This is a genomic window from Paraburkholderia sp. EG286B, assembly GCF_040965655.1.
Taxonomy (GTDB): domain Bacteria; phylum Pseudomonadota; class Gammaproteobacteria; order Burkholderiales; family Burkholderiaceae; genus Paraburkholderia.
The window spans coordinates 160,464-177,731 of sequence record NZ_JBFRCF010000002.1 but is presented as its reverse complement, the minus strand read 5'-3'; the positions used below and the strand labels follow the sequence as shown (position 1 = coordinate 177,731).

The 17,268-nt window shown below is 67.5% G+C and carries 18 protein-coding genes; 10 read left to right on the top strand and 8 right to left on the bottom strand.

The window, feature by feature from the left end:
• The first annotated feature begins 237 nt into the window (after positions 1 to 237).
• On the top strand, positions 238 to 855 hold the full coding sequence (locus tag AB4Y42_RS04185) for a TetR/AcrR family transcriptional regulator (protein WP_368686080.1): 618 nt from the start codon (positions 238 to 240) through the stop codon (positions 853 to 855).
• 34 nt (positions 856 to 889) lie between these two features.
• Here the strand turns inward: AB4Y42_RS04185 and AB4Y42_RS04180 are convergent, their stop codons facing one another.
• The 6 genes from AB4Y42_RS04180 to AB4Y42_RS04155 all read right to left on the bottom strand — a co-directional run bounded on the left by AB4Y42_RS04180 (position 890) and on the right by AB4Y42_RS04155 (position 7,334).
• Positions 890 to 1,120: a DUF2795 domain-containing protein gene (locus AB4Y42_RS04180; RefSeq protein WP_069265678.1), complete on the bottom strand. Its 231-nt coding sequence runs from the start codon at positions 1,118 to 1,120 to the stop codon at positions 890 to 892.
• A gap of 244 nt (positions 1,121 to 1,364) precedes the next feature.
• Positions 1,365 to 1,637, bottom strand: a complete 273-nt coding sequence (locus tag AB4Y42_RS04175) for a hypothetical protein (protein ID WP_368686079.1) — start codon at positions 1,635 to 1,637, stop codon at positions 1,365 to 1,367.
• Positions 1,638 to 1,884: 247 nt separating this feature from the next.
• Positions 1,885 to 3,234, bottom strand: a complete 1,350-nt coding sequence (locus AB4Y42_RS04170; protein WP_368693479.1) for a C45 family autoproteolytic acyltransferase/hydolase — start codon at positions 3,232 to 3,234, stop codon at positions 1,885 to 1,887.
• A gap of 148 nt (positions 3,235 to 3,382) precedes the next feature.
• Positions 3,383 to 5,128, bottom strand: coding sequence for a ClcB-like voltage-gated chloride channel protein (locus tag AB4Y42_RS04165; protein WP_368693478.1), 1,746 nt, complete (start codon positions 5,126 to 5,128; stop codon positions 3,383 to 3,385).
• Positions 5,129 to 5,276: 148 nt separating this feature from the next.
• Positions 5,277 to 6,011: a glutathione S-transferase gene (locus AB4Y42_RS04160; protein ID WP_368693477.1), complete on the bottom strand. Its 735-nt coding sequence runs from the start codon at positions 6,009 to 6,011 to the stop codon at positions 5,277 to 5,279.
• A gap of 246 nt (positions 6,012 to 6,257) precedes the next feature.
• On the bottom strand, positions 6,258 to 7,334 hold the full coding sequence (locus AB4Y42_RS04155; protein ID WP_368686075.1) for a YeiH family protein: 1,077 nt from the start codon (positions 7,332 to 7,334) through the stop codon (positions 6,258 to 6,260).
• 145 nt (positions 7,335 to 7,479) lie between these two features.
• Here AB4Y42_RS04155 and AB4Y42_RS04150 point away from each other — a divergent pair, with 145 nt between their 5' ends.
• From AB4Y42_RS04150 to AB4Y42_RS04115, 8 genes are all read left to right on the top strand, one after another.
• Positions 7,480 to 8,400: a LysR family transcriptional regulator gene (locus AB4Y42_RS04150; RefSeq protein ID WP_368686074.1), complete on the top strand. Its 921-nt coding sequence runs from the start codon at positions 7,480 to 7,482 to the stop codon at positions 8,398 to 8,400.
• Between the two features lie 157 nt (positions 8,401 to 8,557).
• Positions 8,558 to 9,355 carry a TIM barrel protein gene (locus AB4Y42_RS04145; RefSeq protein WP_368693476.1) on the top strand — a complete coding sequence of 266 codons (798 nt, stop codon included), beginning with the start codon at positions 8,558 to 8,560 and terminating at the stop codon, positions 9,353 to 9,355.
• A 62-nt stretch (positions 9,356 to 9,417) separates the two neighbouring features.
• Entirely contained in the window at positions 9,418 to 10,386 is a 969-nt protein-coding gene (locus AB4Y42_RS04140) for a sugar kinase (protein WP_368693475.1), read from the top strand.
• Positions 10,387 to 10,484: 98 nt separating this feature from the next.
• Positions 10,485 to 11,768: an MFS transporter gene (locus AB4Y42_RS04135; protein ID WP_368686071.1), complete on the top strand. Its 1,284-nt coding sequence runs from the start codon at positions 10,485 to 10,487 to the stop codon at positions 11,766 to 11,768.
• 21 nt (positions 11,769 to 11,789) lie between these two features.
• Entirely contained in the window at positions 11,790 to 12,755 is a 966-nt protein-coding gene (locus tag AB4Y42_RS04130) for a 2-hydroxyacid dehydrogenase (RefSeq protein ID WP_368693474.1), read from the top strand.
• The gene (locus AB4Y42_RS04125; RefSeq protein ID WP_368693473.1) at positions 12,752 to 13,849 is read left to right on the top strand and encodes a LacI family DNA-binding transcriptional regulator; all 1,098 of its coding nucleotides are present in this window, start codon (positions 12,752 to 12,754) and stop codon (positions 13,847 to 13,849) included. Before AB4Y42_RS04130 ends, AB4Y42_RS04125 begins: the two co-directional genes overlap by 4 nt.
• Before the next feature lie 114 nt (positions 13,850 to 13,963).
• Positions 13,964 to 14,773, top strand: coding sequence for a YhfC family intramembrane metalloprotease (locus AB4Y42_RS04120; RefSeq protein ID WP_368693472.1), 810 nt, complete (start codon positions 13,964 to 13,966; stop codon positions 14,771 to 14,773).
• Positions 14,774 to 14,806: 33 nt separating this feature from the next.
• On the top strand, positions 14,807 to 15,172 hold the full coding sequence (locus AB4Y42_RS04115; protein ID WP_368693471.1) for a DUF3022 domain-containing protein: 366 nt from the start codon (positions 14,807 to 14,809) through the stop codon (positions 15,170 to 15,172).
• A gap of 69 nt (positions 15,173 to 15,241) precedes the next feature.
• Here AB4Y42_RS04115 and AB4Y42_RS04110 read toward each other — a convergent pair whose 3' ends face one another.
• Together AB4Y42_RS04110 and AB4Y42_RS04105 are read right to left on the bottom strand one after the other, a co-directional pair.
• Positions 15,242 to 15,676 (bottom strand): PGDYG domain-containing protein, encoded by a 435-nt coding sequence (locus tag AB4Y42_RS04110; protein ID WP_342921300.1) that lies wholly within the window; start codon positions 15,674 to 15,676, stop codon positions 15,242 to 15,244.
• Between the two features lie 159 nt (positions 15,677 to 15,835).
• Complete coding sequence (locus AB4Y42_RS04105) at positions 15,836 to 16,387, bottom strand: Spy/CpxP family protein refolding chaperone (RefSeq protein WP_368693470.1); 552 nt, start codon at positions 16,385 to 16,387, stop codon at positions 15,836 to 15,838.
• Positions 16,388 to 16,613: 226 nt separating this feature from the next.
• Between AB4Y42_RS04105 and AB4Y42_RS04100 the strand changes: the two genes are divergently transcribed.
• Positions 16,614 to 17,078, top strand: a complete 465-nt coding sequence (locus tag AB4Y42_RS04100) for an Lrp/AsnC family transcriptional regulator (RefSeq protein WP_042265707.1) — start codon at positions 16,614 to 16,616, stop codon at positions 17,076 to 17,078.
• The last annotated feature ends 190 nt before the right edge of the window (positions 17,079 to 17,268 follow it).

Sequence of the window (17,268 nt, the reverse complement as noted above, 5' to 3'; positions counted from 1 at the left end):
CGACCGCGACGATTCACCTGGACCTCGATAGGCTGGGTGCGCACGCAGACCGCAATGCCGCCGGACCGGCTGCGCCGCCATTGAGTCGCGGGCGCGGCGCGGCTCGCGCACCGGCCCGGACCTGGGATGATGAGCCGGATTCTAATACAACCTTGTATCTGAGTGCGAAACTGAATCCGAGGAATGTTTCAGTGCTAGACTCGCGTCCATCCGCGATACATAACGACGCCCCACGCCATGAAGCGCATTCGACTCACCCGCGAACAAAGCCGCGACCAGACGCGCGAGCGCCTGCTCGACGCCGCGCAGGCCGTGTTCATGAAAAAAGGGTTCGTGGGCGCGAGCGTCGAGGACATCGCGCACGCGGCGGGGTACACGCGCGGCGCGTTCTACTCGAACTTTTCGGGCAAGTCGGACCTGCTCGTGGAACTGCTGCGGCGCGATCACGAAGCCATGCAGACCGACCTGCGCGCCATCTTCGAGACCGAGGTCTCGCGCGAGCAGATGGAGGCGCGCGTGCTCTCCTACTACAGCCGTATGCCGCAGGACAACAAGGTCTTCCTGCTGTGGGTGGAAGCCAGGCTGCTGGCCGCGCGCGACGCGCGCTTTCGCACGCGCTACAACGCCTTCATGAAGGAAAAACGCGAAAGTCTTGCCGTGTACATCGAGGAATTTGCGGCGCGCGTGGGCATGCCGGTGCCGCTCGATCCGGAATTGCTCGCGCTCGGGCTGATGGGGCTGTGCGACGGGGTGCAGTTTCTCGCCACGGCCGATCCGCAGCATGTCACGCCGCCGGTCGTCGAAACCGTGCTGGGGACTTTTTTCGCACGCGTGGTGTTCGGCCGCGACGCGTGAGCCCGGCGTGCACGCAGCCCGCCACGCGCGCGCGTCAGGAGCCGAGGCCAGGGCCGTAGTTGCTGCCGATCAGCCGCGTAACCGACGCGACGTCCTGGTAATCCTGCTCGGGCATGCCGTCGAGGATGCCGAGCACCTCGTTGCTGGCGCCGGCCTCGCGCGCGGCGTCGACGAGTTCGTCCTTGTTGGCAGGCCAGCGCACTTCGCGCAGCACGTCGGCGAATTGCAGGTCGATGGGTTCGTCGGGAATGCGAGAGGCTGACATGCGTGGCGTCCTTTGCGCGGGCGGCCGGCATTGGCGGTCCGCGTCGTCGTCTCGTTTGTTGTGCGGATTTTGTTCAGACTTTGTTCGCGCTTTGTTTGCATTGCAGCGCGCAGCGCTAGCGCCGCGCCTCAAGCATACACAATCCTCCTCGCACGCCCTCGCGGCGTGCGCACGCGCTGCTCATTTGCCGCTCATGCGCCACTTTTCTTTGCCGCTTGTTCGCAAACGAGAGTACCGGCCAGGCTCAGGTCTGCTCGTGCAGGTCCGGGCTTAGCGTCTTGTCCAGCCGATGCGACCTGGGCAGCGTGAGGTACTCCCAGTGTTGCGGACCGTTGGCGGTCACGGGCACGTTGGGGGCGGGGGGCGCCACGGGGGCGTCGTAGGCGTGGGACTGTCCACTTGCGAGCGGAATGTGCGCGCTGGCCTGGGCGACCGGTGAGTCCTGGGCGGTGCGTACCGGAGCGGCGAAGCACGACGCCGACAACAGCACGGTGGTCATCAGTGTCGAGGTTTTCATCGCTCGACCTCCTTTCTCATGCGGCCCATAGGTCGCAGCAAGCGCCGTACCGCATCCGCCAGCGTGGGTGGCGGCGCAGGCAGCCGCGCCAGCCGGGGCGGCCCGGCGCGCCGCTACGCGAAGGCGCAACGAGCCACCTGGACGGCTCATGTGCGCGAGGCGCATACGGAAATACCATGATGGCAGGAAATGCGCCGACACGTCTCGAACGCGCGTGCTTTTTTGTCGGCGCCGCCGTTACGCGGGATTAAAGCGAGGGCCTGCGCAGCGCCTCGAAACGCGTCCAGGGCCACGACGGGCGGTCGCGCATATAGCCGTTGAGCCAGTTCCATTGTGGGTGGCGCTGCATGAACGCCTGGGCGTCGAACGGACGGCCGCAGGGATGGCCCCAGCGCGCCCAGAACGACAGATCGCGCGCCATTTCGCTGTCGACCACCTTGCCGTCGTTCGCGCCCCATGGGTTGAACGGCCCGTGGTCGGCGCCGCCGAAGCGCGCGTCGTCGAGTTCGAGATGGCCGCAGATCGTGCGCGAGCACGGGTTGTCGCTACGCTCGAGGTAGACGTCGTGGTGGTCCGCGATCATCGCCTTGGCGAGTTCGGCGTCGATCGCCCCGCGGTGCTCCTGCGCGAGTTGCATGAAGCGCAGGCGGCGCGCGCCGTTGCGGCGCACGTCGGTGTAGTCGTCGGCTTCGCCGGTGCATTCCTGGTTGCGGATCTTGAGGTCCGTGGCCGCGTTGAAGCCGCTGTAGAAGCCGTCTTTCGTGCTCTCGAAGCCCGCGTGCTGCAGGCCCAGTTCGTAGCGCGCGATCTCGCCCGTTTTGGTGTCGCCGAGCAGCCAGCTGTTCACATAGCCCGCGTTGTTCGCCTGCGCGAACATCTCGCACCACTGCGCGATGCTCGACGCATACTGCGTCGCGCGGCGCGAGCGATAGAACTCGGGGGCGCCGTTCGCACGGTAGCCGATGAAGTTCGAGATGGTCGTCTCCGTCACCATCAGGCCCGCGCCGTTGATCCAGAAGTCGGTGAGGCTCGAGATGCAGCCGGGCAGGCCCTGCATGAGGATACGGTGCCCCGAGTCGGGCACGATGTCGAACACGATATTGAAGGCATCGCCGGCCGCGTAGCGGTCCCACGAGTTGTGCGCCATGACGATGCGGCCGTCGCGCGTCGCGCTGCCCGTCGCGATGAAGGCGCTGCAATGGTGGCCGCGCCGCCCGCGCCAGGGGCGCACCGCCGGCTGCGCTTGCTGTGTCGCAACATGAACCGGCCACCAGCTCTGCAGCAGGTCCATGTAGCCGTTCCAGGCGAGCACTTCGGCGAATTTGAGACCGGCGCCGTCGGCGATACCCTGGATCTCGTCGGCGAATTCGGTGTCGAGGCGCGGCGCGAACTGCACGATCGCCGCGTTGATGAAGGTGTCGAAGTCCTCGCCCGTGTCCCACTTCGCGAGGTAGCGCGCGGTGCAGATCGCATTGCGGATTTCGTTGGCGAGCAATTTGCCGTGCTGCTCGCCGCGGTCGTAAGGCTCGCCCTGCAAGTGCACGAATATCCAGCCCGCGTGGTCGCGGCGTACGGCTTCGAGTGAGGGTTCGCTCATCTTCGCTCCGGTCATCCCCGCGTCGATTATCGCTGCCCGCTGCGCGCACGTCGGTGCGCGGACGCACAGGGCGGGCCGCGTAGCGCGTTTCCCTCTAGATTCTAGAAAATCCGCTGCGCTTTGCCACGGGGCTCGTGGGCTGGCGAAGCTACCGCTCCGCGTTCATGCGCTGATAGGCGTCGAGTAGCGACGTCTTGTACACCACGCCCGCGAGCGTCGGCTCGCGCGTGCTTTCGACCACGGGCAGGCGCTCGCCCTGGAACGACATGAAGTGCTGCAGGCCGACGGCGAGCGGCATGTCGGGCGTGAGCACGTCGAACGTCGGCTTCAGGTAGTCGCGGGCGTGCTTGTGCGCGGTATCGCGCTTTTGCAGCAGGTCCGAGGTGATGTCGGCGAGCGCAACCGCGCCGAGAAAGCGCCCCGTCTCGTCGGTCACGTAGAGGTACTTGACCGGATATTCGAGGAACACGCGCGTCATCTCCTGCACCGTGGCGCTCTCCAGAACGACAGTCTGCGCGGGGCGCACCAGCTCGCGCATCTGCGTCATGCGCAGGCGCATGCGTTCGGCTTCCTCGCGATTGCGATGCAGCGTGATTTCGTACATCGACGCCTTGCCGATCGCGCGCGCGACGAAATACGCAACGACGCACGAGAGCATGAGCGGCAGCACCACCTGGTAGCTCAGCGTCATCTCGAAGATCATCAGAATCGCCATGAGCGGCGCCTGGGTCGCGCCCGCGAGGAACGCGCCCATGCCCACCATCGCGTAGGCGTACGACGCCGAGGTGCCGTCGGGCCAGAGCGCGTGCATGCCCTGGCCGAACAGGCAGCCGAGCACGGCGCCCATGAAGAGCGTCGGCGTGAACACGCCGCCCACGGCGCCCGAGCCGACCGTCGCGGCCGTCGCGATGAGCTTGAAAACGAGCACCGTGGCGAGCGCGGTCCAGGTCCACGGCGAATGGAGGATGGAGTTCACGACGCTATAGCCGTTGCCCCACACCTCGGGCGTCCACACCGAAAGAATGCCGACCACGAGACCGCCGAGCGCGAGCCGCACGGGCAGCGGCGCGTTAATGCGGCCAAAGCCCTTTTTCGCGGTGGCCATCATCATGAGGAACTGCGGGGCGAGCGCGCCGCACAGGAGGCCGAGCCCCACGAAGAGCAGCACCTCGACGCCCGTCACCGGCGGGAACACGGGCATCTCGTACGGCGGCTTGTAGCCCGCGAACTCGCGCATGGTGATGTTGGCGACGACCGAGGAGACCACGATCGGCCCGAAGCTTTCCATGACGATGGAGCCGAGCACGATTTCGGTCACGAAGAAGGCGCCGGCGATGGGCGCGTTGTACGCCGAGGTGATACCGGCCGCTGCGCCGCACGCGACGAGCAGGCGCAGCCGCGGCGGATCGAAGTGGACCCAGCGGCCGATCAGCGAAGCGGCGAGGGCGGCGAGCTGCAGCATCGGGCCTTCACGGCCGATCGAGCCGCCGCTCGCGATCGTGAAGAGCGACGAGAGGCTGCGCCAGATGCTCGTGCCGACGGGCATGACGCCGTCGCCGATCGCCACCGCCTCGATGTAGTCGGCGTGCATCGCCTTGCCGCTGCTGCCAGGCGCCTTGCGCCGCGCGAGCAGCAGCAGGCATCCCGCGATGAAGCCGCCGGCGGCCGGCATCCAGATGCGCCGGTGCCACGGCAGGTGGCGCGCCATCTCGACAAGGCTGCCTTCGCTGCCCGTGAAAAGCATTTGCACGTGCGCGATGCCCTCGCGAAAGATCACGGTCGCAAACGCGCCCGCCACGCCGACGATGACCGACCAGATCAGCATCGTATGGGCGTCGGACAGGCGAAAGAGATCGCGGGCGCGGGTGCGCAGTTTCAGCAGGAATGACAGCACGGCGGGCGGGTCAGGTTACGGGTGAAAGAAAGCCGCGCGTGCGCAGTGCGCGACGTGCGGCGGGAAGCATAACGGGTGCGCGGCGACAAGTGCGCGCCGCGTGCATGAAACCGGGCGGCGGCGGATGCCTTCCACGGCCCGCGCGCATTCAGCGCACGGCCCGGTCGAGTTCGGGGTAGTGCCGGAAGATGCCCGTTTCGTTGAACGGCAGCCGCCGCTCCGAGTCGAGATAGGCGGCGATATGCGGGCGTTTGGCCACGGCGTCGCGCAACGCGACGACCTGCGGATAGTGATCCCCGAAGTGCTTCGTCGCCTTTGGAAACGCGTAGCGCAGGCCCTCGACGATCTGAAACATCGACAGATCGACATAGCTGAGCGCGTTGCCCACCATGTGGCGCGGGCCGTCCGGATTCTGCGCGAGCACGCGTTCGAAATAGCTCATGAATTTCGGAATGCGATGCGCGATGAAATCCGCCGAGCGCGCCTTCGCGGCATCCTTCTGGTCCTCGTAGTAGAGCCCGCTGGCGATCGGATGATGGGTGTCGTGCGCTTCGGTCACGAGGTCCGCGATCGTCAGCTGCAGGCCGTTCGCAACGATGCGCAAGCCCTCGTCGCGCGGCGCGAGCTTGAGCTTCGGGCCGAGATAGAAAAGGATATTGGCGGTTTGCGGCACGATCAGGTCGCCGTCCTTGAGGAAGGGCGGGGCGTAAGGCGGATACGGCTCGTCGCTCTCCAGTTCGCCCATCATCGCGCCGATGCCGTGGCCGTCCTTCTTCTCGCCGCGCGCCACGTCCACGTAGGGCGCCTGCGCTTCTTCCAGCGCGAGCCGCACGAATTCGCCCCGGCCCTGCAGACCGTCCCAGTAATAGAGCTCGTATGCCATCGGTCGTCCCCTTGCGTTCATGGCCGTGCTCGCCACGGCCTGCGCGGCCGCTGCCCACGCAACCGGCAGCAACGCACAGTATCGCTCGCAACGCCCGCGCCTGGTTCGCGCGTGGCGTGCGCGCGCGAGATGGCGCAAGGGCGCCATGCGCAGAAACGCAAAAAGCCCCGCCGCAGGCGGGGCCGGTGGCCGGGAGCACCGGCGCACAGGGGATCGGGTCGGGGCGCGCGGCCCTCGGGCGCCGGGTCATCCGAACAGGCGCTGCACACCCCAGGTGATCGCGAGACCGCCGCCGACCAGCCAGAGGTAGATGATGAAACCGGCGGTCAGTGCCCGCGGGCCGGCCTGGCGGATTTGCGAGACACGCGTCTCGATGCCGAGCGCGGTCATCGCCATGGTGAGCGCGAAGGTGTCGAGCGTGTTGACCGCGTGGGTGGCCGTTTCGGGCAGCACGTGGAGCGAATTGACGATCACGAGCGCGAGGAAGCCGAGCGCGAACCAGGGCACCGCGAGCTTGCGCGCGCCGCCGTGGCTGGCGTGGCCGTCGGCCATTGCCTTGCTGCGCGCCGCGCGGTTGAGCCACACGCCGAGCACGAGCAGCACCGGCACGAGCAGCATCACGCGCGTCATCTTGACGATGGTGGCGATGTGCGTGGCCTCCGGGCTTACGTTGCTCGCCGCGCCCACCACCTGCGCGACCTCGTGGATCGTGCCGCCGAAGAAGAGCCCGGCGCCGAGCGTATCGAGATGCAGCCAGCCCGCGCGGAACAGCACCGGGTAGAGGAACATCGAAAGCGTGCCGAACAGCACCACGCTGCCCACGGCCATGGCGCTCTTGTGCGGCTTCGATTGCAGCGTGGATTCGAAGGCGAGCACGGCCGCCGCGCCGCAGATCGCGCTGCCGGCCGCCGTGAGAATGGCGGTGTCGCGGTCGAGCTTGAGGAGCTTCATGCCGACCCAGGTGCCGATCACGAGCGTGCTCACGACGATCACGACCGATTCGACGAGCCCCGGCACGCCGACCTGGGCGATTTCCTGCAGGCTCACGCGCAGTCCGAAGAACGCCACGGCAATGCGCAGCAGCTTGCGCGCGGAGAAGTTCACACCGGCGGCCCAGCTTTCGGGCATGCCGTCGCGCAGCGCATTGCCGTAGATCGCCCCCGCGACGATGCCGACGATCAGCGGGCTCATGCCGAGCCCGGCGATGGCGGGCAGCGACGCGACGCTGGTGACGGCGGCCGCGAACAGCGCGACGAACAGGACGCCGTTGAGCTGCCCGCGGGTGGACGGCGATGATGCGTGCGCAAGACTGGGTGTAGACATGACGGCCTCTCTACCGGGCAATCCGGTCGAAAAATGGGGTAGCGAACAGGTCGCTATCGAATGGCCTAATCCTAATTTAGATATATCGATATGAAAAATCGTGATTTGTGACGTAATATATAGGACAACACGATGGTTTTCCACGATGACCCCGGAACAACTGATAACTTTCGCTGCCGTCGCCGAGCATCTCAATATCAGTCGAGCTGCGCTGGCACTGCATTTGTCGCAACCGGCCGTCTCGGGCCAGTTGCGGCTGCTGCAGGAGGAGATCGGCGAGCCGCTGTACCAGCGCGACGGCCGCGGGGTTCGCCTCACGCCCACGGGCGAGCAGCTTGCGGGCTACGCAGTGCGCCTGCGCGACACCTGGCGCGACGCCCTCAGCTACCGCGACGCGTTGCGCGGCCTCGAGCGCGGTACGCTGCGCATCGGCGCGACCACCACGCCCGCGAGCTACCGGCTGCCGTATCTGGTGGCGCAGTTCCACGGCTCCTATCCGCAGGTCAAGCTCGAAACGTCGAGCGGAAATTCGACGGACGTCGTGGGCATGCTCGGCGCGGTCGATATCGCGCTGATCGAGGGGCCGGTGGGCGAGCAGTTGCCGCCGGATACCGCTGTGCATGCCTGGCACGAGGACGAAATCGTCGCGATCGTGCCGCGCTCGCATACGCTGGCGTCGCAGCTCGACGCGCAAGGGGAGACGGCCGCTCCGATGCCGGCCATCACGGTGGAAGCGCTCGCGCAGTGGCCGCTGGTCCTGCGCGAGGATGGCTCGGGCGTGCGCCAGGTGGTCGAGCGCGCGTTCGCTCGCGCCGGCGTGCCCATGCGGGTGGCGCTGGAGATCGCGGGCGTGGAGGGCGTGAAGGAGGCAGTGCGGGCCGGTATGGGCATCGGCTTCGTCTCGGCGATGTCGATGCATCACGAGAACGGCGCCTTGCGGCAGATCCGCCTTGGGCCCGAGCCGCTTGCGCGGCGCTTCTCGATCCTGGTGCCGCACGCGGGCGCGGCTTCGCGCGTTGCGCAGCGCTTCCTGGAACTGTGTCTCGCCGATGTTCCGGGCGTCTGAGCCCTCTGACCCAGGGCAATCCAGAATGGCGGCCTGAGCGGCTAACGCGCACTATCCGCCCTAATCAACCGGCGCGCAGGCGCTTTTTTTCGGGCTGGATTTGGAACCGGTTCCAAGAAATGCGAAGTGTGCGACGGCAGGCAACAGGAAGACGGCAATGGCGGAAGTAGCAATCGTGGCGAGCGCGTTCGGCGCGCAGGCAATCTGCCGTGACGGTCACGCGGCGTGGAGCCGGCCGGCGCGGCGCGCGGGCGCGCAGGCGTTCGAGGTGCGGCGCGAGCTGATGCACGATGCCGACGCGCAGCCCGAAGCGCTGCGCGCGCTCGGAACGGCGCTTGCGGACGAGGGTTTGTGGCGCGTGTGGTCCACCCCGGACACGCTGTATGGCGAGGATGGCGCGCTCGACGAGGCGGCACTATGCGGCGCAGTCGCCGCGGGACGGGCACTCGGTGCGCGTTTCGTGAAGCTGCAGCTGGGCGGTTTCGCAGGTGACGCCAGCGCGGCGCGCCTCGCGCGCCTGCTCGAAGCACTGGGCGCACGTACCGGCGACACCGTTGCCGCGAGCACCGGCCCGCGCGTCGTCGTCGAGAACGGCCAGCTCGAGCAGGGCGGCAAGCTCGACCAGTTCATCGGCCTCTTCAACGCGCTGCGCGACGGCGGCGCGCCGGGTGTGATCGGCATGACCTTCGACATCGGCAACTGGCAATGGCCGGGCGAGCCGCCGCTGCTCGCCGCCGCCGCGCTCGCGCCGTACGTCGAATACATCCATTGCAAGGCCGTGGTGGGCGAGGGCGCGCGCCGCTTCGCCGTCGCGCCGGACGACGACGACACGCTGTGCCGCGCCGCGCTCGCGCTGCTGCCGACCCACGTGCCGCGCGGCATCGAATTTCCGTTCGATCCGGCGCGCGTGCACGCAGACGCCGCGCATTACGTCGAATGGCTCGCGGCTGCTTGAGCGCCGCGCGAAGCCTCGAAACCGCGCACCAGACTCCATACGATTCATCAGGAACGCATCTCATGACCGAAGCACTCGATGTCATCACCTACGGCGAAGCGATGGCGATGTTCGTCGCCGCGGAGCCGGGTCCGCTCGCCCAGGTCGCGCATTTCACGAAGCGCGCGGCGGGTGCGGAGCTCAATGTCGCGACCGGCCTCGCGCGCCTCGGTTTCAAGGTCGGTTGGATGAGCCGCGTGGGGGCCGACTCGTTCGGCCAGTTCGTGCGCGACGTGCTCACGCACGAAGGCATCGACGCGCGTTGCGTGAGCACCGACACGCGCTTTCCGACCGGCTTCCAGCTCAAGTCGAGGAACGACGACGGCAGCGATCCCGCTGTCGAGTATTTCCGCCGCGGCTCGGCGGCGAGCAAGCTCTCGGCTCGCGACTATCAGGCCGACTATGTGCTCGGCGCGCGCCATCTGCACCTGAGCGGCGTGGCGCCCGCCATCTCTTCCTCGTCGCGCGAACTGGCGTTCAAGCTGGCCCACGAGATGCGCGCCGCGGGCCGCACGATCTCGTTCGACCCAAATCTGCGCCCCACGCTCTGGGGCTCGCAAGCCGAAATGGTGGGCACGCTCAACGAACTCGCGAGCTTCGCCGACTGGGTGCTGCCCGGCGTCGGTGAAGGCCGCGTGCTGACGGGCTCGGACGACCCGGAAGCCATCGCGCAGTTCTATCTTGCGCGCGGCGCACGCGGCGTGATCGTGAAGCTCGGCGCAGAGGGCGCGTACTACGCCACGGCCGAAGGCGAGCAGGGCCGCGTCGCGGCGCAGCGCGTGGAGCGCGTGGTCGATACCGTGGGTGCCGGCGACGGCTTCGCGGTGGGCGTGGTGAGCGCGCTGCTCGAAGGGCGTGAGCTTGCGGCGGCCGTGGCTCGCGGCAACCGCATCGGCGCGCTGGCCGTCCAGGTGATCGGCGACTCGGAAGGGTTGCCCACGCGCGCGCAGCTCGATGCGCTCGAAGCGGCGCAAACGCAGGCAGCCGCATAGCGGAACAGGCGGCGCAACGCCAAGTGCGGCGCGCCAAACGACATGAGACCAGAGGGCGGCACTGTCAGGTACCGAGCCCCATTCAACTGGAGACACCGATGACCTCAACCTCGCTCGCACCGCGCCGCTGGTGGGCAATCATGCCGATCGTGTTCATCACGTACAGCCTCGCCTATCTCGACCGCGCCAACTACGGCTTCGCCTCGGCGGCCGGCATCAACCGCGATCTCGGCATCAGCCCGGGGCTTTCGTCGCTGATCGGCGCGCTGTTCTTCCTCGGCTACTTCTTCTTCCAGCTGCCGGGCGCCGTGTATGCGGAGCGCCGCAGCGTGCGCACGCTCGTGTTCGCGAGCCTCGTGCTGTGGGGCGGCTGCGCCGCACTCACGGGCGTCGTCACGAACATTCCGTCGCTGATGGCGATCCGTTTCGTGCTCGGCGTGGTCGAGGCGGCCGTGATGCCGGCCATGCTCATCTTCATCAGCAACTGGTTCACGAAGAAGGAGCGCTCGCGCGCCAACACGTTCCTGATCCTCGGCAATCCGGTCACGGTGCTGTGGATGTCGGTCGTCTCGGGCTATCTCGTCCATGCCTTCGGCTGGCGCCACATGTTCATCGCCGAGGGCGTGCCGGCTGTCGTGTGGGCCGTGTGCTGGTGGCTGCTCGTGCGCGACAAGCCCGCGCAGGTCGACTGGCTCTCCGACGACGAAAAGCGCGCGCTCGACGCCGCGATGCGCGCCGAGCAGGCCGCCATCAAGCCGGTGCGCAACTATGCCGAGGCGTTCCGCACGCCTGCCGTGATGCTGCTCTCGGCGCAGTACTTCTGCTGGAGCATCGGCGTGTACGGTTTCGTGCTGTGGCTGCCCTCGATCGTGAAGAACGGCTCGGCGCTCGGCATGGTCGAAACGGGCTGGCTTTCCGCCGTGCCGTATCTCGCGGCGACCATCGCGATGCTCGCCGCCTCGTGGGCGTCGGACAAGCTCGACAATCGCCGCGCCTTCGTGTGGCCGTTCCTGCTGGTCGGCGCGCTGGCCTTCGCGCTCTCCTACGCGCTCGGCTCGACGCACTTCTGGATCTCCTACGCGCTGCTCGTGGTGGCGGGCGCGGCGATGTACGCGCCGTATGGCCCGTTCTTCGCGATCGTGCCGGAACTGCTGCCGAAGAACGTGGCCGGCGGCGCGATGGCGCTGATCAACAGCATGGGCGCGCTCGGCTCGTTCGTCGGCTCCTATGTGGTCGGGTATCTGAATGGCGCGACGGGCTCGCCTGCGGCATCCTATGCGTTCATGAGCGCGGCGCTGCTCGTTTCGGTGGGCCTCACGCTCGCCGTCAAGCCGCAGCGCGCCGCCGCCCGTGCTTATGCATCGCCGGCTCACGGAAAATAACCTCTCTTTTCTAGCGCACTTATGAAGCCGAAAATCGTTGTCTACAAAGCCTTGCCCGCCGACGTCGCCGACTATCTGCGCGAGCACGCCGAACTCGTCGACGTCGATGCCGACCAGCCCGGCGCACTCGCCGCCGCGCTAAAGGACGCCGACGGCGCGATCGGCGCGAGCGTGAAGATCACAGCGGCGATGCTGGACGGTTCGCGCGTGAAGGCGCTCTCCACGATCTCCGTGGGCTACGACCAGTTCGACGTGGCCGATCTCACGAAGCGCGGCATCGTGCTCGCCCACACGCCCGACGTGCTGACCGAATCGACGGCCGATACCGTCTTCTCGCTGATCCTCGCGAGCGCGCGCCGCGTGGTCGAACTGGCCGACTGGGTCAAGGCGGGCCACTGGAAGGGCAGCATCGGCCCGGCGCAATTCGGCGTGGACGTGCAGGGCAAGACGCTCGGCATCGTGGGGCTCGGGCGCATCGGCGGCGCCGTGGCGCGCCGTGCCGCGCTCGGCTTCAACATGAAGGTGCTGTACACGAACCGCAGTCGGAACGAAGCGGCCGAGCGCAACTATGGCGCGCGCCGTGTCGAATTCGACGAACTGCTCGCCAGCGCGGACTTCGTGTGCCTGCAGGTGCCGCTCACCGACGCCACGCGCCATCTGATCGGCGCGGAACAGTTGAAGAAGATGAAGAAGGGCGCGATTCTCATCAACGCCTCGCGCGGCGCGACCGTCGACGAAAACGCGCTGATCGCGGCGCTCGAAGCGGGCACGATCCACGGCGCGGGCCTCGACGTATTCGAGCGCGAGCCGATCGATCCCGCGTCGCCGCTGCTGCGCATGCCGAACGTGGTGGCGCTGCCGCACATCGGCTCGGCCACGCACGAGACGCGTCACGCGATGGCGCGCTGCGCGGCGGAGAACCTCGTCGCGGCGCTCGCCGGCACGCTTAACGTGAACGTCGTCAACCGCGAGGTGCTCGCGCGATGAGCATGGCTGCGGGCGGCGCGGATCGAGAGCGCGACGTCGGTACGACGGAAACGGGCGCTGCGGCCACGGCGCCGCGCCGCGCGACCATCAGCGACGTGGCGCGTGAAGCCGGCACCGGCAAGACCAGCATCTCGCGCTATCTGAACGGCGAGCTGGGCGTGCTTTCGCCCGACCTGCGCGCGCGCATCGAGGCGGCGATCGAGCGGCTCGACTATCGCCCCAACCAGATGGCGCGCGGGCTCAAGCGCGGCCGCAACCGTCTGCTCGGCCTGCTGATCGCCGATCTCGCCAATCCCTATTCGGTGGAGATTCTGCAGGGCGTGGAGGAGGCGTGCCACGCGCTCGGCTACATGCCGCTCATCTGCCACGCGGCGAACGAGATCGACATGGAGCGGCGCTACCTGCAACTGCTCACCACGTATCGCGTGGAAGGCGTGATCGTCAACGCACTCGGCGTGCGCGAATCGATGTTGAAACCCGTGGGCAGCGGCGGCATTCCGGCGGTGCTGATCGATCGTACCGTCGACGGCCTCGATGCGGACATGGTCGGCCTCGACAACGCGGCGGCCGTGCGTCTCGGCACCGAGCATCTGCTTGCGCGCGGCTACGACGACATCGTGTTCGTCGTGCAGCCGTTCGAGCAGGTGAGTTCGCGGCGCGAGCGCGAAGCGGCGTTTCGCGAGTCGATGCAGACGACGCAGGGCGCGGCGCGCGGCCTCACGCACGTGCTCGATCTCCACGACGAAGCCGCCGTGCAAGCCGCGCTCGCGGCGCTCGACACTCACGTGGAACACGCGCTCGAGCGCGGTGCGCGGTGCGCGCTGTTCGCGGCCAACGCGCCGGTGGCGCTGCGCCTCGCCTTGCATCTGAAGGCGGCCCTCGGCGCGCAGTGGCCGCAGCGCGTGGCGCTCGCCGCCATCGACGATCCGGAGTGGGCCGAGCTTGCCGGCATTACGACGATCCGCCAGCCGACGCGCGAGATCGGCTATCGCGCGGTGGAGTTTCTGCACGAGCGCATCGAAGGCGCGGCGCCCAAGGCACGCGCTGCGGCGTTCGAGGGCGAACTGGTGGTGAGGGCTTCGACGCAGGGGTGACGACGGCGCGATTGCGGGCCTCTCGCGCAGCCTGGGCTGCGCGCAGGCGCCGATATCTGCGATCATTCGGGCTGCGGCGCGCGTGCGTGCGTGCCGAACGTCATAAGGAAGCCCATGTCCGTAGCTCCGATCACGCTCGTCTGCCTTTCGCTCGCGACGCTGTTCGTCGCCGCCTTGCCCGTATCACTGTATCGCCGGCTGCGTGTGCCGTTCGCGCTCGACTGGCGCGATACGATCACGGGCGTTGCCATCTTCGCGTTGTTCGCGACTGTGATCGAGCGCGCCGTCAACGACTACCTGCTGCACGGCAACGCCGCCGTCGCGCCGGTGCTTTCGAATCCCGTGTTCTTCGTACTGTACGGGGCGCTCGCCGCGGGCGTGTGCGAGGAGGTCGGGCGCTATATCGCCATGCGCGTCATCGCGCGCCGCGGCGCGGCCAAGCCCAACGCACCCGCTGACGGCGCGGCGTTCGGCTACGGCATCGGCCATGCGGGTGCGGAGGCGTGGTTCGTCGGCGTGCTCGTGCAGCTGCAATGGATCGTGTTCGCGGTGCTCGCGAATCGCGGCGATCTCGACGAGCATCTGTCCAATCTCACGATGGACTCGGTCTTGCGCGTCCATCTGATTCTCGCTAGCCTTTCGCCGCTGTTCGCGGGCGTTTTCGCGCTCGAGCGCACGGCCGCGTTCGTGTTCCAGATCGGCTTGTCGGTGCTGATGTGGCGCGGCGTGCGCGCGGGATGGAAGGGGATTTTGCCGCTCGCGATCCTCGTGCACGCGCTCATCGACGTGCCCGCCGCGATATACCAGGCGCATCTCGTGCCGCTCGTGGCCGTGGACGGTTTGTATGTGGTGGCGGCCGTGGTGGTCGCCGTCGTGCTTTTCAGGACGTGCCGCCTGCAGCGGCGCGTCGCGCGCGCGGCATGAGTGCGCGCGTCTTACTTCTTTTTTCTGGCGTCAATGGAAGCCTATCTGTTTGAATGCGCGAGCCCCGAATTCGACGAGCTCGCCCGCGTGATCGCCGACATCTTTCCCGAGCAGACGCGCTTTGCCGAAGAGCCGACTGAAAACGGCGTGCCGCAACTGGTCGTGCACTGGGTGGCGATGCGCTTCGGCTCGAAGGCGCGCCGCATGGTGCTCACGGTGGCAATCGCGCCCGCCGCGCTCGCGCGCTATCGCGCCTTGCCGCCGCGGCTGCGCGGTCGCAGCTTCGCGGTGTTGCGCGCCTATATGGAGGCGACGATCGAATCGCTCGAGGAGCAGCACGCGAAGGGCGAAGACGTGCCGCGCGAGGTGACGATCGCGCTGGACGAAGAGTTTGCGTAAAGCGCTTGCTTGAAGCGCGCTTGCTTGAAGCGACGGGCGCGGCGCGCCCGTTCGGCATTGCGCTGGGACTTAGTCGGCGAGCTTGTAGACCTTGGCGAAACGTGCGGCCTGCACGACGCCATAGTCGCCGGGCGCGTATTGCATGACCCAGTCGCCGGCTACGCCGCTGAGCCGGTCGCCGCCGGCCGAACGCACGAGCGTGAACGGCTCGTCCATGCGCCTTGCGAGCACCACGACCTGGTGGTTGCGATACGCGCCTGCATCGCCGTGGGCAAGGGTGTCGCTCGCCGGCAGGTACTTCGCATCGAACCGGTCGCGCGAGACGACCCAGCGATCGCCGGTCGAACCAGTGATGATCGCGTCGCCGGGCGCGTAGCGGTTCGGGCCTTCGAGGCTCATTAGCTCGCCGGCTACGGCTGCGAACTCGACGCTCACGGTCTCGTCCTTGACGACGCGCTGTGCGGCGGGGTCGACACGCAGGTCGAGTTGGGTCAGTTCAATCATGGCGGCAGCAGCGGACGGGCTTCACAAAAAACGGCTTTCGAAGAAGCGACGGCCGGGCAGTTTCGCCCGGCCGTCGCGCGGTCCGCAAGGGTACCCTGGATCGGGCCGTCGCGCACGCATGGGAGCGCGACCCGATTCGCGGGTGCGCCTTCCTCCGTCTTACTGCGCGGCCGGCGTGCTGGCCGCTTCGGTGTCGCTGGCTGCGGCGCCTGCGGACGGCTTCGCCTTGCCCTTGTGCTTCGGATGCCCCGGCTTGCCCGACGGGCCGTGCTCATTGCCGTGGCGGAAGGCCTGATCGGCGAGCTTCTTCTGTTCCGGCGAGAGGCTCGTGTAGAGCGGCTCGAACGCCGAGACGAGCTTCTGCATGTCGTCCGCGTGCGCCTGGGCGATCTGCGCGTACTGCTTCATGTCGTCGAGCGCGTTGCGCGAGCTTTCGCTCTCCGCACGCTGCTTGAAGAGATTCGACATGGTCTCGCCGTTGCTGCGCATGGTGTCGGCGAACGTCTTCCATTGCGGCTCTTGCTCGGGCGTGATCTTGAGCTGCGTGTGCAGCCACGTGATGCGCTCCTCGACGCGCTGCTGATGCTGCGCGGCGCGCACGTCGGCGCTCGACGCGGCCGCGGCGGTTGCCGAGGCGGCCGGCGCGGCGCTTTGCGCGAACGCTCCGCTCATCGAGAGCGAGGCGGCAAGGATGACGAAAGCTTTCTTCATTGTGACTCCTTGAATCATTTCGTAGCGGGTAGCATGGCCAGAATGGCTGCAGGCGTTATTAGTACCACGTTCTCGCTTCATGACGCCCCGGCTGCGACACTTGCTTACAAACGAAACGCGTGGAAATACCCGTCGGGCATGACTTGCGCGACGCGAGCGCCGCCCGGCGTGCTCACCCGCGCGCGATAATGACGCCGTTCAGACTTCCCATCCAGACCGCCCCCCGATGAGACCTCCGCGCCTCGATCAACTCGACGACCTCGACCGCAGCCTCGTCGCGCTGCTGCAGGAAAACGCGCGCGAAAGCGTCGCGAATCTCGCACGGCGCCTGGGCGTCGCGCGCACCACGGTGCTGGCGCGCATCGAGCGGCTCGAACGCACCCAGGTGATCGCCGGCTACGGCGTGCGCCTCGGCCAGGACGTGCTCGACGCGAGCCTGCAGGCGTGGGTCGGGCTCATCATCGCGCCACGCCACGGGCCCGATGTGCAAAAGCGCCTCGGCAAGATGCCCGAAGTGCAGCTGCTGTGCGCGGTGAGCGGCGAGTACGACTACGTGGCGTGGCTGCGCGCCGATTCGCCCGACCGCCTCAACGACCTGCTCGACCAGATTGGCGGCATACCCGGCGTGGAGCGCACGACCACGTCGATCGTGCTCGCGCGCAAGGTCGATCGCGGCTCGGTAACGGGCTGAAACTCGGGCCGAGCCGCGGGCCGGACGGCGAGGTATTCGCCGTCGAAAATGAATGGTTTCGTCATTTCGACGAAACTGATCGTCATAATGACGAAAATGGCGGTCGAAACGCATCGTTTTGCGTCTATGAACCGTATTCGTCTCTCCCTAGACTGTGTTTGAGCGGGCGCTGCCCATCCCCAAGCATAGA

Coding starts and splice junctions, on each gene's coding strand:
- AB4Y42_RS04185 (WP_368686080.1), top strand. CDS start 238: ATGAAGCGCATTCGACTCACCCGCGAACAAAGCCGCGACCAGACGCGC.
- AB4Y42_RS04180 (WP_069265678.1), bottom strand. CDS start 1,120: ATGTCAGCCTCTCGCATTCCCGACGAACCCATCGACCTGCAATTCGCC.
- AB4Y42_RS04175 (WP_368686079.1), bottom strand. CDS start 1,637: ATGAAAACCTCGACACTGATGACCACCGTGCTGTTGTCGGCGTCGTGC.
- AB4Y42_RS04170 (WP_368693479.1), bottom strand. CDS start 3,234: ATGAGCGAACCCTCACTCGAAGCCGTACGCCGCGACCACGCGGGCTGG.
- AB4Y42_RS04160 (WP_368693477.1), bottom strand. CDS start 6,011: ATGGCATACGAGCTCTATTACTGGGACGGTCTGCAGGGCCGGGGCGAA.
- AB4Y42_RS04155 (WP_368686075.1), bottom strand. CDS start 7,334: ATGTCTACACCCAGTCTTGCGCACGCATCATCGCCGTCCACCCGCGGG.
- AB4Y42_RS04150 (WP_368686074.1), top strand. CDS start 7,480: ATGACCCCGGAACAACTGATAACTTTCGCTGCCGTCGCCGAGCATCTC.
- AB4Y42_RS04145 (WP_368693476.1), top strand. CDS start 8,558: ATGGCGGAAGTAGCAATCGTGGCGAGCGCGTTCGGCGCGCAGGCAATC.
- AB4Y42_RS04140 (WP_368693475.1), top strand. CDS start 9,418: ATGACCGAAGCACTCGATGTCATCACCTACGGCGAAGCGATGGCGATG.
- AB4Y42_RS04135 (WP_368686071.1), top strand. CDS start 10,485: ATGACCTCAACCTCGCTCGCACCGCGCCGCTGGTGGGCAATCATGCCG.
- AB4Y42_RS04130 (WP_368693474.1), top strand. CDS start 11,790: ATGAAGCCGAAAATCGTTGTCTACAAAGCCTTGCCCGCCGACGTCGCC.
- AB4Y42_RS04125 (WP_368693473.1), top strand. CDS start 12,752: ATGAGCATGGCTGCGGGCGGCGCGGATCGAGAGCGCGACGTCGGTACG.
- AB4Y42_RS04120 (WP_368693472.1), top strand. CDS start 13,964: ATGTCCGTAGCTCCGATCACGCTCGTCTGCCTTTCGCTCGCGACGCTG.
- AB4Y42_RS04115 (WP_368693471.1), top strand. CDS start 14,807: ATGGAAGCCTATCTGTTTGAATGCGCGAGCCCCGAATTCGACGAGCTC.
- AB4Y42_RS04110 (WP_342921300.1), bottom strand. CDS start 15,676: ATGATTGAACTGACCCAACTCGACCTGCGTGTCGACCCCGCCGCACAG.
- AB4Y42_RS04105 (WP_368693470.1), bottom strand. CDS start 16,387: ATGAAGAAAGCTTTCGTCATCCTTGCCGCCTCGCTCTCGATGAGCGGA.
- AB4Y42_RS04100 (WP_042265707.1), top strand. CDS start 16,614: ATGAGACCTCCGCGCCTCGATCAACTCGACGACCTCGACCGCAGCCTC.